This window comes from Sulfitobacter sediminilitoris (assembly GCF_010667575.1).
GTDB lineage: Bacteria > Pseudomonadota > Alphaproteobacteria > Rhodobacterales > Rhodobacteraceae > Sulfitobacter > Sulfitobacter sediminilitoris.
The window spans coordinates 481,368-496,668 of record NZ_JAABNT010000001.1 but is presented as its reverse complement, the minus strand read 5'-3'; the positions used below and the strand labels follow the sequence as shown (position 1 = coordinate 496,668).

At 56.9% G+C, this 15,301-nt stretch carries 13 protein-coding genes and 1 pseudogene; 11 read left to right on the top strand and 3 right to left on the bottom strand.

Going from position 1 to position 15,301, the window contains the following annotated elements; translation table 11 throughout:
- Positions 1-61 precede the first annotated feature (61 nt).
- From GV827_RS02375 to GV827_RS02355, 5 genes are all read left to right on the top strand, one after another.
- Entirely contained in the window at positions 62-1,867 is a 1,806-nt protein-coding gene (locus GV827_RS02375; RefSeq protein WP_164352072.1) for a PHA/PHB synthase family protein, read from the top strand.
- Positions 1,868-2,013: 146 nt separating this feature from the next.
- Complete coding sequence (locus GV827_RS02370; protein WP_164352071.1) at positions 2,014-2,457, top strand: phasin family protein; 444 nt, start codon at positions 2,014-2,016, stop codon at positions 2,455-2,457.
- A gap of 311 nt (positions 2,458-2,768) precedes the next feature.
- The gene (gene phaR, locus GV827_RS02365; RefSeq protein ID WP_164352070.1) at positions 2,769-3,329 is read left to right on the top strand and encodes a polyhydroxyalkanoate synthesis repressor PhaR; all 561 of its coding nucleotides are present in this window, start codon (positions 2,769-2,771) and stop codon (positions 3,327-3,329) included.
- Positions 3,330-3,532: 203 nt separating this feature from the next.
- Positions 3,533-4,825 (top strand): adenylosuccinate synthase, encoded by a 1,293-nt coding sequence (locus tag GV827_RS02360; RefSeq protein ID WP_164352069.1) that lies wholly within the window; start codon positions 3,533-3,535, stop codon positions 4,823-4,825.
- Between the two features lie 14 nt (positions 4,826-4,839).
- Positions 4,840-5,061, top strand: a complete 222-nt coding sequence (locus tag GV827_RS02355; RefSeq protein ID WP_164352068.1) for a DUF2842 domain-containing protein — start codon at positions 4,840-4,842, stop codon at positions 5,059-5,061.
- Positions 5,062-5,234: 173 nt separating this feature from the next.
- Here the strand turns inward: GV827_RS02355 and GV827_RS02350 are convergent, their stop codons facing one another.
- On the bottom strand, positions 5,235-7,538 hold the full coding sequence (locus tag GV827_RS02350) for a midas domain-containing protein (protein WP_235930087.1): 2,304 nt from the start codon (positions 7,536-7,538) through the stop codon (positions 5,235-5,237).
- 141 nt (positions 7,539-7,679) lie between these two features.
- Between GV827_RS02350 and GV827_RS02345 the strand changes: the two genes are divergently transcribed.
- Complete coding sequence (locus tag GV827_RS02345) at positions 7,680-8,369, top strand: thiamine diphosphokinase (protein WP_164352066.1); 690 nt, start codon at positions 7,680-7,682, stop codon at positions 8,367-8,369.
- Here GV827_RS02345 and GV827_RS02340 read toward each other — a convergent pair.
- Entirely contained in the window at positions 8,305-9,231 is a 927-nt protein-coding gene (locus GV827_RS02340) for a DMT family transporter (RefSeq protein WP_164352065.1), read from the bottom strand. The two genes, GV827_RS02345 and GV827_RS02340, sit on opposite strands and share 65 nt — an antisense overlap.
- Positions 9,232-9,387: 156 nt before the next feature.
- Positions 9,388-10,791, bottom strand: a complete 1,404-nt coding sequence (locus tag GV827_RS23960) for a diguanylate cyclase (RefSeq protein ID WP_164352064.1) — start codon at positions 10,789-10,791, stop codon at positions 9,388-9,390.
- A 106-nt stretch (positions 10,792-10,897) separates the two neighbouring features.
- On the opposite strand from GV827_RS23960, the gene GV827_RS02330 reads away from it, so the two are divergent.
- From GV827_RS02330 to GV827_RS02310, 5 genes and pseudogenes are all read left to right on the top strand, one after another.
- A complete protein-coding gene (locus GV827_RS02330; RefSeq protein WP_164352063.1) occupies positions 10,898-11,182 on the top strand; it encodes a DUF3572 domain-containing protein in 285 nt (94 codons plus the stop codon).
- On the top strand, positions 11,182-11,901 hold the full coding sequence (locus GV827_RS02325) for an HAD family hydrolase (protein WP_204325689.1): 720 nt from the start codon (positions 11,182-11,184) through the stop codon (positions 11,899-11,901). Before GV827_RS02330 ends, GV827_RS02325 begins: the two co-directional genes overlap by 1 nt.
- Positions 11,902-11,982: 81 nt before the next feature.
- On the top strand, positions 11,983-13,545 hold the full coding sequence (locus tag GV827_RS02320) for a trimethylamine methyltransferase family protein (RefSeq protein WP_164352062.1): 1,563 nt from the start codon (positions 11,983-11,985) through the stop codon (positions 13,543-13,545).
- Between the two features lie 228 nt (positions 13,546-13,773).
- Positions 13,774-14,256, top strand: a pseudogene (locus GV827_RS02315) (heme NO-binding domain-containing protein); the annotation flags it as partial.
- Positions 14,253-15,287 (top strand): GGDEF domain-containing protein, encoded by a 1,035-nt coding sequence (locus GV827_RS02310; RefSeq protein ID WP_235930085.1) that lies wholly within the window; start codon positions 14,253-14,255, stop codon positions 15,285-15,287. The pseudogene GV827_RS02315 and the gene GV827_RS02310, both read left to right, overlap by 4 nt.
- Positions 15,288-15,301 lie beyond the last annotated feature (14 nt).

The following is a 15,301-nucleotide window of genomic DNA, read 5'->3' as shown; positions in this document are numbered from 1 at the left end:
TCCTGCCCCTGAAAAGGGCGACGTTATGCTGCAAGTGCGAAGATAGGAGCAAAAGACTAAGATGACAACTGAAACCACGGATCATGACGCCACGAAACCGGCATCCATGAATCAAATGGCAGATAATCTTAAGAAAGTCGAAGAGCTTACAGAGCGTTTGGGCAAGGTGATGGCCAATCGCCAGACCCATCAGAAAGCACTTGATGGACCGAATCAACAACTCTTTGCGAAAGCAGCACAATCCTATCTGACCGAGGCCATCAACAATCCCGCCAAGTTGATGGAACAGCAGATGGGCTTGTGGGCCAAGACCGTGAGCCATTTTGTTGAAGCGCATCAGGCGCTGGCAAAGAGCGCCGCAGGTGCGGATGAAGATCGCAAGGTCGAGGATCGGCGTTTTGCAAACCCTCTTTGGGATTCCAACCCGTACTTTAACTTTGTCAAACATCAGTATCTGATTAACTCCCATGCGATTGAGCAGGCGGTTGAGGCGATCACCGACATGGAGCCGCATGAGAAACAACGGCTGGCCTATTTCAGCCGTCAGATCATCGATCTTATGTCACCGACAAACTTTCTAGCGACAAACCCCGATGCACTCGAACGCGCGGTCGAGACAGAAGGGGAAAGCCTGATCAAGGGGCTGGAGAATCTGATCGCCGATCTGGAGGCCAACAAGGGGGAATTGATTGTCCGTCTGGCGGACGAAAAGGCATTCCAGCTTGGCGGCAATATCGCGACGACGCCGGGCAAGGTGGTCTATCGCAATCGGATGTTCGAATTGATCCAGTACACGCCGACGACCGAGAAGGTGCACAAGACGCCATTGCTGGTCTTCCCGCCGTGGATCAACAAATTCTACATTCTGGATCTCAAGGCGCAGAACAGCTTTGTGAAATGGGTGACAGATCAGGGCTATACGCTGTTTATGGTGTCCTGGGTCAACCCGGATGAGACGTACCGCGATGTCGGCATGGAGGATTATGTCGAGGACGGCTATCTGGCCGCCATCCGCGAAGTCAAAGCGATCACCGGTGAAAAGCAGATAAATGCGGTCGGTTATTGCATTGCAGGAACGACCTTGTCGCTCACCTTGTCCCTTTTGAAACAGAAAGGCGACAAATCGATCAAGTCAGCCACCTTCTTTACTGCATTGACCGATTTCTCGGATCAGGGTGAATTCCAACCCTTCCTGACCGATGACTTCATAGACGGGATTGAGGCCGAGACGAAAGACAAAGGGATACTGCCCTCGATCATCATGGCGCGGACGTTCTCTTTCCTGCGGTCAAACGATCTGGTTTATGGGCCCGCCGTCAAACACTATATGATGGGCGAGACCCCTCCGGCGTTTGATCTGCTCTATTGGAATGGCGATGGCGCCAACCTGCCGGAAAAGATGGCGATGCAGTACCTGCGTGGGCTGTGTCAGGGCAACCAACTGGCCGAGGGTGGTTATGACCTTCTGGGGCATCATCTGGTGCTGGACGAGGTTGATGTGCCCTTGTGCGCCGTGGCCTGCGAGACGGACCATATCGCGCCATGGAAGGACAGCTACCGGGGCATTCAGATGATGGGGTCCAAGGATAAGACGTTTATCATGACCCAGTCCGGCCACATCGCTGGCATCGTGAATCCGCCGTCCAAAGGCAAGTACGGGCATTACACGAACGCTGACATGAGCCTTGATTACAAGGATTGGCTGGAGGGGGCCGAGTTTACCGAAGGGTCCTGGTGGCCACGATGGGAAAAGTGGCTGAGCAAGCGTTCTGGCAAGATGATTCCAGCACGCAATCCGGGGGATGACGGGCGCAAAATACTGGGCGATGCGCCCGGAGAGTATGTTGCGAAAAAGGCAAATGGCTGATTTTGATGGTGTTTTACCCTAGGTAAATTAAATAATGCTGCGGCGCAGAAAAAGGTTGAAATGCCGCGCTGCAGCATGTATGTTCTTTGCAGACGCAGAAATGCGTGGGGGATGCCCCGCGAAACGCTAAACAAAGGATTAATACAATGAGCAAGACACCAGACATGACCGCAATGTTCAAAGACGTAATGGGTTCTTTCCCAATCGACGGTTCCGCAATGGAAGGCGCGTTCAAGACAACCGCCACCCTGAACGAGAAACTGTCCCACGTCGCATTGAACGCGGTTGAGCAGTCCGCGGACATCTCTTCCAAGTGGACAAAAGAAACAGTCGCGAAGCTTGAGCAGCTTGCCAAAGCAAAGGCCGAGCCCGCTGATTACACAAAAGCAATGACAGAGTTCGCATCTGCCTACGCTGAAACAGCAGCCGAGCACATGGCCGCTTTCGCCGAGGTCGCCAAGAAGGTCCAGATGGACACTGTTGAGCTGATGATGGCAGCCGGCAAGGACATGCAGGAAGAAACAGCTGCAGCCGTCAAGAAGGCCACAAACGAAGCAACAACTGCTGCGAAGAAAGCAACAGTGAAATAAACCGAACCCTCGGTTATCAGCTCACGTACCTTCCTCCCTGAAAGACGTGATACAAAGGCGGGCTTCCCTGAGCCCGCCTTTTTTCTATTTGCGGCCGCGGTAACACGCGTCGATTGATCCTCCGGCTTTCGCATTTTCGATGCTGCAAGTTCCCTTTATTATGAAAGTTCTGACAGACAATCTGGACGCACCGATGAGTGCGCGGGTGGAGCCGTTTGCAGCCAAGGCGCTTTATCCAACGTCACAGGCACTTTCCTTTCTTCATCCATGCGCCTAAGCTGCAATGCAGCACATCTTCGGGGAGGAACATCGTGTCGGAAAAGACCAAACCCTTGCTGATCAAGCGCTACGCGTCGCGGCGGCTCTATAACACAGAGACAAGCGATTATGTGACGCTTGAAGATATTGCAGGTTTCATCCGCGACGGGCGCGAGGTCCAGATCGTTGACCTCAAGTCCGGTGATGATCTGACTCGCCAGTATCTTCTTCAGATCATTGCAGAACACGAAAGCCGGGGTGAATCCGTTCTGCCGGTCGATGTGCTGAACGATCTGGTGCGAAGCTATATGTCCGGCAATGTGTCTGTGGTGCCGCAGTTCCTGCGCGCGTCTTTTGACATGCTCCGCGATGGTCAGGCCAAGATGATGGAAAACATGTCATCGATGAACCCGATGGCCAAGATGCCCGGCATGGAAGCGATGCAGGCGCAGCAAGAAGCCTTCATGAAGGCCATGACCGGGGGCTGGGCCCCCGGGGGGCCGAAAGCAGGCGCTGAACCAGAACCAGAGCAGGAACCCGAGAAGGGGGAAGACCTGGACGCGATCAAGCAGCAATTGGCAGAATTGCAGAACAAGCTTTCCAAGCTGAAATAACCCGGCTGATGCATGGCCAAGCGGCCTTGCTCCGGCATGGGGTGCATATGACTGGGCGCGAAACCTCAACTGCATTTTTGGTTGGTTCTGCGCCGCTAGGTTCACACAGATTTAGCAAAAAAGAGCAACGGCGCGTTTTCCAGTTTCGCCGCCCTGTCCATGTCGCTATGAGGGGTGCGGAGTTTCTCAAAGGATAGATCATCATGGCCAATGTCGTTGTTGTCGGTGCCCAGTGGGGAGACGAAGGGAAAGGCAAGATCGTCGATTGGCTGTCTGAGCGCGCGGATGTGATCGCGCGTTTTCAGGGTGGCCATAATGCGGGCCACACGCTGGTGATCGATGGCGAGGTGTTCAAGCTGAGCCTTCTGCCATCGGGTATCGTGCGCGGCGGCAAGTTAAGTGTGATCGGCAACGGCGTGGTTCTGGATCCCTGGCATCTGGTGCAGGAAATCGCCCAATTGCGCGGGCAGGGCGTCACGATCACGCCCGAGACACTGATGATTGCCGAAAACACGCCGCTGATCCTGCCCATCCATGGCGAACTGGACCGCGCACGCGAGTCGCAAAATTCAGTGGCCAAGATCGGAACAACCGGGCGCGGCATTGGCCCTGCCTACGAGGACAAAGTCGGCCGTCGGTCGGTACGGGTCGCTGATCTGGCTGACGATGCCACGCTTGAGCTGCGCGTGGATCGTGCGTTGATCCATCACGATGCGCTGCGCCGGGGGCTGGGACTTGAGCCAGTGGACCGGGACGCATTGCTTGCAATGCTGCGCGAGATTGCACCTGCGGTGCTGGAATACGCCGCCCCCGTCTGGAAGGTGCTGAATGAAAAGCGCAAGGCGGGCAAACGGATCCTGTTCGAAGGGGCGCAGGGCGCGTTGCTGGACATCGACTTTGGCACCTATCCTTTCGTGACCTCGTCCAATGTGATCGCGGGGCAGGCGGCAACGGGCACAGGAATCGGACCGGGGTCCATTGATTTCGTTCTTGGAATTGTCAAAGCCTATACGACCCGCGTGGGCGAAGGGCCGTTTCCGGCCGAACTGGACGATGCGGACGGTCAGCGTTTGGGTGAACGCGGGCATGAGTTTGGCACGGTCACCGGGCGCAAACGCCGCTGCGGTTGGTTTGATGCGGTCCTTGTGCGTCAGACCTGCGCGACCTCTGGTGTGAATGGCATTGCCTTTACCAAGCTTGATGTTTTGGACGGTTTCGAGACATTGAAAATCTGCGTGGGGTATGAGCTGGACGGCGAACGTCTGGAGTATCTGCCGATTGCGGCCGATCAACAGGCCCGCTGCACGCCCATCTACGAGGAAATGCCAGGCTGGTCGCAGTCTACGGAAGGGGCGCGGTCTTGGGCTGATCTTCCCGCGGAAGCCATTAAATATGTCCGCCGGGTGGAAGAGTTGATCAGCTGCCCCGTCGCGCTACTTTCCACGTCACCCGAGCGGGAGGATACCATTCTGGTGACCGATCCGTTCGCGGACTGAATATCGGAGGGCACATGGCACTGAGCTACAAGGCACGCAAACGTTGGTCGCTGGCAGTATTGCTGATCGCAATGCCACTTTACGTGGTGGTTGCGGTGAACGTGGTCGAGATGTTTGAGCGACCCTCGATCCTTTTGGAATTGTTGATCTATGTAGGGTTGGGCGTCTTGTGGGTTCTACCTTTCAAATCGATCTTCAAAGGGATCGGGCAGGCTGATCCTGACGCAGAAGAGTAGGCAAATTCCGGGACTTCGCGCCGCTTTCTACAATAGCACTCCAAAGTCTTAAGGCGGCTGGCCGCGCTTCTGGGGCGCATTCCATGTCCTCTCGGCTCACGGGCTCTTTCATTCCGAAAAACAAAAAAGGCGGCACCTTTTGAGTGCCGCCTTCTGGATTTTATGCGCCGGGTCTAGCCTGCCGCGCGCTGATCTGGGCGGAAACCGATGTCATCGGAAACGGTGAACCGACCACCTTTGATCTTTTCGATCTTACCAGCGCGAAGGAGCTGCCCGAAAGAGCGCAACCCTTCTTCGCGGCTAAAGCCTTTGTCGCCGCCTGCCTGACGCACCTTGGTCATCAGCTGCGGACGCGAGAATTGGTCGCGGCCCTCGACGAAAGACAGATAGGCTGCTGCGGCTTCCAAAAGCTGGGGCAGGGTTGTCGCGCCCACGTCAGCAGCGAAGTCGGCAAAGCTATCGCCTTCCGACCCGTCGGCGGTGGCATCAGCCATTGCCGCGACACGGCGGGGCCGCACAGGTCCGGATGCCTTGGGCTTTTCAATGTCGATACGTTGCTCTGCAACCAATTTCAGGGGCGCGGGACGGGCCTCTTCGGGCCGTTCTGTGCGGGACGCGGCTGCGACGGGACGCCTTGGGCGGACCACTTCAGCAAGGTCTTCGCGGTAGGCAACGACGCCTTTTGGCGCGTCATCATCCTCAATCGTCGAGTCGGCCTTTTTGGCGGCGACAGCTGCGCGCAAATGGGCAAACGCGTCGCGACGCGTTGCACTTTCGGGCTCATCCATCTGATGATCGGTCTCGGCCAGCAGGCGGTTCACATCCGAGCTTCCGGCACCGTCGATCGACGGCAACCGCGAGCGGGCTGCACTGGTGGGGACTTCTTCTGATTCCGCTTCGTCTTCTGCGTCATCAGCGGTGGTTTCTGCCACCACTTCATCGTCGCCTGCCTCAATGTCGGCTTCAAGCTCGGCCAGTTCGCGCGCAAGGTCAGCCTCGGCTTCGGGTGACAGCGTTGTTGTCGGACGTTTTGCCGGTGCCAGTTCATCAAGGGCGCTAAGGGACGCTGCGGCAGCATCTTCGTCGCCGTCGTCCTCATCATCGTATTCTTCCAAATCACCTTTTTGGATGGCAGCTTCGAGGTCGGCGCGCTTTACTTTGATCACGCGGGCGCGGGTCCGGGGCTTTCCTGTGTCGGCTTTTTCAGAAACGGTCTCCGGCTCGGACGTGCTGCTCTCTTCAATCGATGCCGCTTCTGATGCTTCCGCATCGACGTCCAGCGTGCTTTCGTCCTCATCAAAGAGATTGCTGACCGTGTCTTCAGTGCTTGTATCTTCGGATGCATCGTCGTCGTCATCCTCGGTGATCATTTTGTCTTCGATGAAGGCGTCGTCGTCTTCCAAGCTCTGCAAACGGCTGAGGATGTCGCTCACCTCATCAGCTTCTTCTTCAACTTCTGAGGATTGAGCAGACACAGCTTCAAACTCATCGTCGGCGCTAAGCGCGTCCTCGATTTCGGCACGCGCCTCAGAGATTAGGTCAGACGATTTTGCATCAGCCGAGGTGTCGGCGTGTTCGTCTTCGAGGAAGTCCTCGTCAACGTCGTCTTCCTCGTGCTGCGCCACCACAGCACGGATACGCTGGAGTTTTGCGGCGATGCTATCGGGGGCAGGGGCGTCTTGTGCCGGTGCAACGTCTTCGGCCACAGCGTCGTTTTCGTCTTCGTCTTCATCGATCGTTTCGGTTTGAGCGGCGCTTTCGGCAAAAAATGCCTCGACATCGGCGTCCGGTTGGCCGGGAACGATATCAATCTCGTCCTCCTCCGCCGTGGGTTCGACAAAAACATCTTCGGCGAACTCGGCGATTTCTTCTCGGGCGAGGTCGGACTCGATGGCGGCGGTAACGGTTGACTCGTCTTCCGATTCTTCAACGGAAATCATCGACTTGATGTCATCTGGGATGATGTCTTGCGCAAAAGGTTCTTCAGCCACGTCGAGCGTCGAGGCGATATCAACAGGCGTTGTTTCAATCTCAGCGTCTTCAGTTTCGATCTGTGCGACATCGGCAGCATCCGTTTCGGCCACTGCCTCCTCGGTTTCAGCTATAGCGGGTGCAACTTCATGTGGCTGCGCGGCGGTATCTTCCTGCGCGACAATTTCGGGTGCTGCCGCGACGGCTGCTGCCGCCACTGTCTGCGCCACCGGCGCTGGGGTGTCGGTCTGATCCTCAAGCGCGCTCAATACGATCCTGCCATCCTGTTCGCGTGCCTGAACACGGCGGGACACTTCTTTTTCGGCAATCCGGGCGAGCATTTCTGCGTCAGGCTGGGGTGGTTCTGCCCCAAAATAGCGGTCATCGGCGGCCAGATCGCGGAAATACTCCGCAATCGCCTTCATCGTGCCAAAGGAATCGTCAAACCCTTCAAGCGTGCAGGAAAATGTCCCGTAAGATACCGTAAGAATTTTATTATTATTCATCATCGGATGCTCGTCCTCTGCGATTTTGCAAGCTACCGTTTACCACGATATCCAAGACCAAACCGGCCCGAATCTGTGCCAACCACCGTATCATTTCGTGGCGAGATTGTGATCTGTTTCCGAAAAGCGCAGTAATTGACCATGATTGATCCGATTGTTCACAGCACGTCTCCGGTAACGCTTGTCGGTGCGGGGGAGGCTACGCCGCAGGACCTGCAAAAATCGTTAATGCTCGCGCCCACTTGCGTGGCCGCCGACAGCGGTGCGACGCTGGCGTTGTCACATGGGGCAGACATTGCCGCCTTGATTGGAGACTTCGACTCCGTAACTCCTGATATTCTGGCAGAAATTCCGTCTGAACGACATTTCCGGGTTGCCGAACAAACCAGCACCGATTTCGAAAAGGCGCTGACGCGAATTGCCGCGCCTGTGGTTCTGGGGATCGGGTTTCTGGGGGGACGGATTGACCACCAGCTTGCCGTATTCCACACACTAGTCACCTTTCCTGACCGTCCTTGCGTGTTGTTGGGCCCGCAGGAGGTCGTGTGCCTGGCACCACCTCATATAGAGCTGCCCCTGGAGGCAGGAGAGCTTGTATCACTGTTTCCGATGGGGGCCGTCACAGGGCGCAGCGCCGGCCTTAACTGGCCAATTGAGGGCCTTTCATTTTCACCATCATCACGAATAGGGACATCAAACAGAGCATTGGGCCGGGTTTCGTTGGAAATGGACGGGCCTGAGATGTTACTGATTTTGCCGCGCCGCCTTATGCCGGTGCTGGTTCAGCGGTTTTTGCAGCCAGATGTTGCGCGGTGGCCCTTTCGCGCATGATGATGTAAAGCCCCGCCGCCATGATGACGGCAATGCCTGCTGTGGCCAATGGATCGGGAAGATCCTGAAAAATGACAAGGCCAAGGATCGTTGCAAACGGAATCTCAAGATATTGCATCGGCGCCAAGGTCGCGGAAGGCGCAAAACGTAGCGCCCAGGTCATCAGCAGATGTGCAACCGTGCCCAAGACACCGATGGCCATCAGCAATGTCCATTCCTTGGCATCCGGTGCGATCATTTCGAGCGGCTTCAACTTCCACAGACTGCCCAGCAACAATAACGGCAAGATCAACGCAACCGCCATCACGCCACTGACCGCCTGAAGCCCGATAGGGTCTGTTTCCTTGGCAATTTGCCGGGTGATCAGCATAAAGACTGAGAAATTGATGGCCACGAAAACAGGCAACAGAGCGGGCCAGCCTACGGTGGCGAAACTTGGTTGAATGACCAGCAAGGTGCCAAAAAAGCCGACCAGACAAGCGACCAGCCGGCGCAGCCCCACTTCCTCGTGCAGGACAAAACGGCCCAGTAACAACATGAAGAAGGGCATGACAAACGCGATTGCGATAGCATCGGCCAGCGGCAGATACCGCAGTGCGGTGAACATCGCAGCGATGCCGATGATATGCAGCAACGTACGCAGGAGTGTAAGCCAGACAATGCGTCCCCGCATCCGCCAAATGCGGCCCGATATCCAAACGAGAGGGAACAACATCAGCGCCTGCAAACCAAAGCGGACCAGCACAACCTCACCAATCGGTACGGAGGTGCCCAGCAACTTGGCTACCGCGTCGCCGATCGGGGCAACGATGCAAAAGCCAAGCATCAGAGCGATGCCAAAGATGGGCCGGTCATGATCCATTTCGCAAAGCTAGTCTGTCTGTGCGGGAGCTGCAACTTTTAGTAGAGTAAATTTGCGTAAAAGTATCCTGAAGTGGATTGGTGTGTTTAATTTCAGATGCTTACAAGGGCCATGTGCGATCAAATTACAACTCAAAAGCCCATTTCAAAGAGCGAATCAGGCTGCAGGACGCCCAAGTTTCACTTGATTCCTGCCTCTGCCCTTAGCTGCATAAAGTGCGCGGTCAGCCTGATCCAACAAAGCGCGCCCTTCTTCTTCAGGATCTGCATCGCCGGGGTCTTCGCTGCTGCCGATGGACATGCCAATGCTGACGGTCACTGTAATCGGCGCGTGGCTGCCGGGCACCACGAACGGGGTCGATGAGATATCCTGACAAATCCGCAATGCGGCCTTCTGCGCCTCTGGCAGGTTGGTGCCGGGCATAATGACCATAAATTCCTCTCCGCCGATGCGCGCCACCATGTCCGTGCTGCGAAGGGCGCGACGTAACCGATGACCGACTTCGACCAAGACCGCATCACCGGAGGCGTGGCCATAGATATCGTTTATTCTTTTGAAGTGGTCGAGGTCCGCCGCCATCACCGCAAAGCTGCGTCCGGTTGACCGGGCATGTGCGGCGATCCGGCCCAGATGGGGCATGGCATAACGACGATTGTAAAGACCGGTAAGCGGATCAAACACTGTGGCCTGCAGTCCGGTGCGCACCGTCGCACGCAGATGTTCTCCCATGCGTTTGCGTCGGATCACGGCTTTGATCCGCAAGGCCAATTCCGCCGGATCAAAACCATCGGTCATCAGATCATCCGCGCCCAGATCCAGGGCATTGGCCCCCAGAGCAGGGTTGGGAACCTTTTGCAGGACAATCACGCCAGTATGGCGTGCCTTGGCCGCAGCGCGCAAAGTTGAGATGACGCGCAGGTCCTCCATTGCGGCAGTCACATCCTCAGGCAGGACCAGCACAAAGACGTCGGGCACCTTTTCCTCGGCAACCTGCTGCATCAGTGCGGCGGCTGAGGCGAGGGTCAGTTTGGCACGAAGCACGGGACGCAATTGCATGGCGTAGGACTGAAGCAGCGGTTTGTCCTCGCTCACAAGCACACAGTGAGCCTGCTCTTCAAATCCGGTGGCGGGTTCTGCCAATCCCAACGCACGACAGGTGTCTTCACGCATTTGCCATTCTGCTGCAGCATTATGTGCGCGGATCAGGCTGCGCACACGGCCCAGGAGCAAGGTTTCGTCGACCGGTTGATGCAGCACATCATGCACACCGGCCTCCAGCGTGGTCATCCGCTCCTCCGGCTCAGGCTGGCAGCCAATGGCAATAATTGGCACATGTTCAGTAAGTGGATTATTCTTAAATGCCATGCATAGCTCTGCCGCGCCGCCATCGGGCAGCGACAGTGCGGCGATCACCAGATCAGGCACCTCAGCGCGACAGGATGACAATGCCTCTGCCATGGACGCGGCCTGTTCCACGCCATAATAGGCCTTTTTCAGCTTTACCTTCAGCACGATGCGGTTGGTGGCAATCGCATCTACAATGAGGATTTTACCCTGCACGCGGCCGACCTTCCCATGAAACCAAATATTCACATTCCATGGCTCAGTCTTTGAGCGTATTGGTTAATAAAGCGTTTCCAGAACCCTTTAAAAGCGAAAGAACACCATGAGTTATACGCAAGAAACCGCCGAAACACTTGCCTTGCAGGCGCTTGCGTGGCTCGCAGCGCATGATGATCTGTTGCCGGTTTTTCTGGGCAGCACCGGCGCGTCAGAGGCCGATTTGAAAGAACGGGCCGCCGATCCGGTTTTTCTGGGTGCAGTGCTGGATTTCCTGATGATGGATGATGCATGGGTGGTCTCGTTCTGCGATGATCATTCACTTCCATACGAACGGATCATGCTTGCGCGCGCGGCCCTGCCCGGGGGAGAGCAGGTAAGCTGGACATGATGGACATCAAAGGCCTGTGCTTTGACAAGGACGGCACACTTTTCGATTTTGCCGCCACATGGGAAGCTTGGGCGAAAGCTTTTCTGCTCAGGCTGAGCGCGGGTGACATGGCGACAGCGACGCGCATCGGGAACACGATTGAATTTGATATGATCCGGGAGAAATTCGCGCCCACCAGCGTTGTGATCGCTGGAACGGCCAAAGAAGTAGCCGATGCGTTGCTTCCGCATGTCCCGCATCTTTCCCCGGCCGCGCTGCTTGAGGTGCTGAATGAGGAAGCGGAACGCGCGCCGCAGCGGCCAGCCGTGCCGCTTGCTCCGCTGTTGAGCGAATTTCGCGCACAAGGTCTGCGCCTTGGCTTGGCGACCAATGATGCGGAGTCCCCGGCGCGTGCGCATCTTGCGCAGGCAGGGGTCACGGAGATGTTTGATTTCATCGCAGGCTACGATTCAGGGTTCGGAGGCAAACCGGCACCGGGTCAGCTTTTGGCCTTTGCTGCCCATGTTGGGCTGATGCCCGATCAGGTCGTTATGGTCGGCGACAGTACCCATGATCTGCAAGCAGGCCGTGCGGCGGGGATGACTACCATTGGTGTGCTGACCGGCCCGGCCACCCAAGATCAGCTGGCCGGGCTGGCGGATGCCATCCTGCCGGATATCGGACATCTTCCCTCATGGCTTGCGACGCGCAATGCGGCAGAACCCCGTCCGGCAAGTTAAAAGCGACACCGGCAGTCGCGAACGGAAAGGCTGGCCTGTTTGCCTTGGGGCCTTCTGAAATGAATTCTGGAGGACATGACGATGGCTGAGGCAACCAGCAGACGCAGGACACGTGGCGGCGGGCGGGCGGGCGCGAAGGACCGGCGCGGCACGGCGGTGATCGAACAGATGCCGTGGAAGCCACCCGTCAACATCGACCGACCGACAGAGCCCCTAGGCCCCGAAGGCGTGGAAGCCATCCACGATGGTGCCATGCGGATCCTCGAAGAGATCGGCATTGAGTTTCTCAACAACGAGGCGCTGGATATCCTGCGCAAGGCCGGTTGTACCGTTGACGGCGAAAACGTCCGCATGGGCCGGGATTTCGTGATGGAGTGGATCGGCAAGGCGCCTTCCGAGTTTACGCTGCATCCCAGAAACCCGGACCGTAAGATCACTGTGGGTGGCAAGAACCTGCTGTTTGGCAATGTCTCCTCCCCGCCGAATTACTGGGACATGGCGATTGGCAAGAAAGTCCCCGGCACACGAGAGATGTGCCAGAACCTGCTGAAGCTGACACAGTACTTCAACTGCATCCATTTTGCTGGCGGCTATCCGGTGGAACCGGTGGATGTACATGCCTCTGTACGGCACCTTGATGTGCTTTTTGACAAGCTGACGCTGACCGACAAGGTGATGCACGCCTATTCGCTGGGGGCGGAGCGGGTCGAGGACGTGATGGAAATGGTCCGTATCGCGGGTGGGCTAAGCCATGACGAGTTTGACGCCAAGCCACATATGTACACGAACATCAACTCGACCTCGCCGCTCAAGCATGACTTTCCGATGATGGACGGCTGGATGCGGCTGGCGCGGCGCGGGCAGGGGCTGGTGGTTACGCCCTTTACGCTGGCCGGTGCCATGGCGCCGGTGACGATGTCAGGGGCCGTGGCGCAGTCGCTTGCAGAAGCGCTCTGTGCCGTGGTGCTGGCCCAGATCATCCGACCCGGCTGTCCGGTGGCGATTGGCACATTTACCTCGAACGTGGATATGAAATCAGGCGCGCCTGCCTTTGGGACGCCCGAATATATGCGCGCCACCCAGATGACCGGCCAGATGGCCCGGTTCTACAACCTGCCGCTGCGGTCTTCGGGGGTCTGTGCCGCAAATGTGCCCGATGGTCAGGCAATGTGGGAAACATCCAATTCGCTTTGGGCTGCGGTCCAGTCTGGCACCAATATGGTCTACCATGCCGCAGGCTGGCTGGAGGGCGGGCTGATTGCGAGCCCAGAAAAGTTCATCATGGATTGTGAAGTGCTGCAACAAATCCAGCGGTACATGGAGCCGGAGATTTGCGCCACTGGCCCTGATGAAATCGCGCTGGACGCCATCAAATCGGTCGGTAACGCTGGCCACTTCTTTGGCATCCAACATACGCAAGATCGCTACACCACGGCCTTTTATCAGCCCTTCCTGTCAGACTGGCGCAACTACGAAGGATGGGAGGTCGCCGGTGGCATCTGGACGGCTGAACGCGCGCACCACATGTTCAAAGAGATCATCACCAGCTTTGAACCACCGGCGCTTGACGATGCCATCCGGGATGAGCTTGCCGATTTCGTCGCACGCCGCAAATCGGAGGGTGGCGCGCCGACAGATTTCTGACGGGACATGTGCGGCTTCTTTTGCGAAGGGGCCAAAGTGAAAGTATGTAAAACCTGAATTATTGGCCGGATCTTAACCTGTTCCCATGATGCTGCGGTGTTGGGGTGAACCGGAGACTTCAGCCATGCACGGGCTTATCAATCGTAGCATTCAGCTTTTCGTGACTATACCTACGGGCCGGATACCTGGGGGCAGGTTACGCGCAAAGCCGGATTCGAATTCACTGAATTCGAAGGCATGATGCGGTACGAGGATGGCTATACAGCGCGGCTGCTTGATGCTGCGTCCGCCGTGCTGGAGCGGAGCAGGTCAGAGGTTATGGAGGATATTGGCACCTTCATTGTCTCGAACTCCAACTTCGAGGCAGTCCGGCGGTTGCTGCGGTTTGGCGGGATAGATTTCGTGGATTTCCTGCATTCACTGGATGACCTTGATGAACGGGTCCAGCTCGCGGTGGCGGAACTTCGGCTACCCAAGATCAAGCTCCGCTCGCACACCAATCGACATTTCAGCCTGCTCTGTGATGCATCCTTGCCGGGATACGGCCATGTAATGATGGGCGTACTGCGCGCCATGGCAGATGATTACGGTGCGTTGGCTTTGTTAGAACACACCGGACAGGCCTGCGGTCAGGAGGTCGTCTCAATCCGTTTGGTGGAGAATGACTTTACCGAAGGTCGCGATTTTGATCTTGGTGCATGTGCCGGATGAACCCGTTGACTGATACCCAGGCGCTTGATGTGCTTTGCCCAATGCATCTGGTTATGGATGCTTCGGGACGGATAACTCATCCTGGCCCGACGCTTGTGAAAATGCGTCCCGGGCAAGAACTGAAGGGCAAGCAGTTTCTTGATCTTTTTGAGGTCAAACGCCCCCACGCCATCCTATCAATGCGCGATTTCCGAGGAATTGCGCCGCAGAAGCTGCACCTGAAGCTACGCGATGCCCCGCATACCGCGCTGAAGGGGATCATGGTGCAAGCTGGCGGCGACACCGACCAGATCATCGTGAACCTCAGGTTTGGCATCTCCATCGTCGATGGGGTGCGTGACTTTGCCCTGACCAACGCGGATTTTGCCGCAACTGATCTCGCCATTGAAATGCTGTATCTCGTCGAGGCCAAAACCGCTGCGATGGAAGCGTCCTATCGGCTGAATACCCGCCTTCAGGGGGCGAAGATTGCCGCTGAAGAGCAAGCCTATACCGACACGTTGACCGGATTGAAAAACCGACGTGCGTTGAACACAGTTCTGAACCGGCTGATTGAGGCGCGGTCGTCCTTTGCAGTCATGCATATCGATCTTGATTACTTAAAAACAGTGAATGACACCTTGGGTCACGCTGCGGGGGATCATGTGCTGCAAACCGTCGCGCGGATCATGGTGGATGAAACCCGCGCACAGGATCTTGTTGCCCGCGTCGGCGGGGATGAGTTTACCGTCGTCCTGCCGGATGTCCGCTCCGAAGACATCCTGCGCCGCGTGGGCAAGCGCATCATTGAGAGGCTCGAGGAACCCATGCCGTATCAGGGGAGTGATTGCCGGATTTCCGCCAGCATCGGCACTGTCTGGATTCAAAGCGGAGATACCCCGACGCTTGAGGATCTGCTGTCTGATGCAGATGTCGCACTTTATGCGTCAAAGAATGCGGGCCGTGCGACCCAGACCCTATACACCCCGGAATTGCGCGACGCTGCCAATGCAGTGGTCCCACCGGGGAAGGATGCCGACCGCAGCGCCTAGACAATCTTAATTGT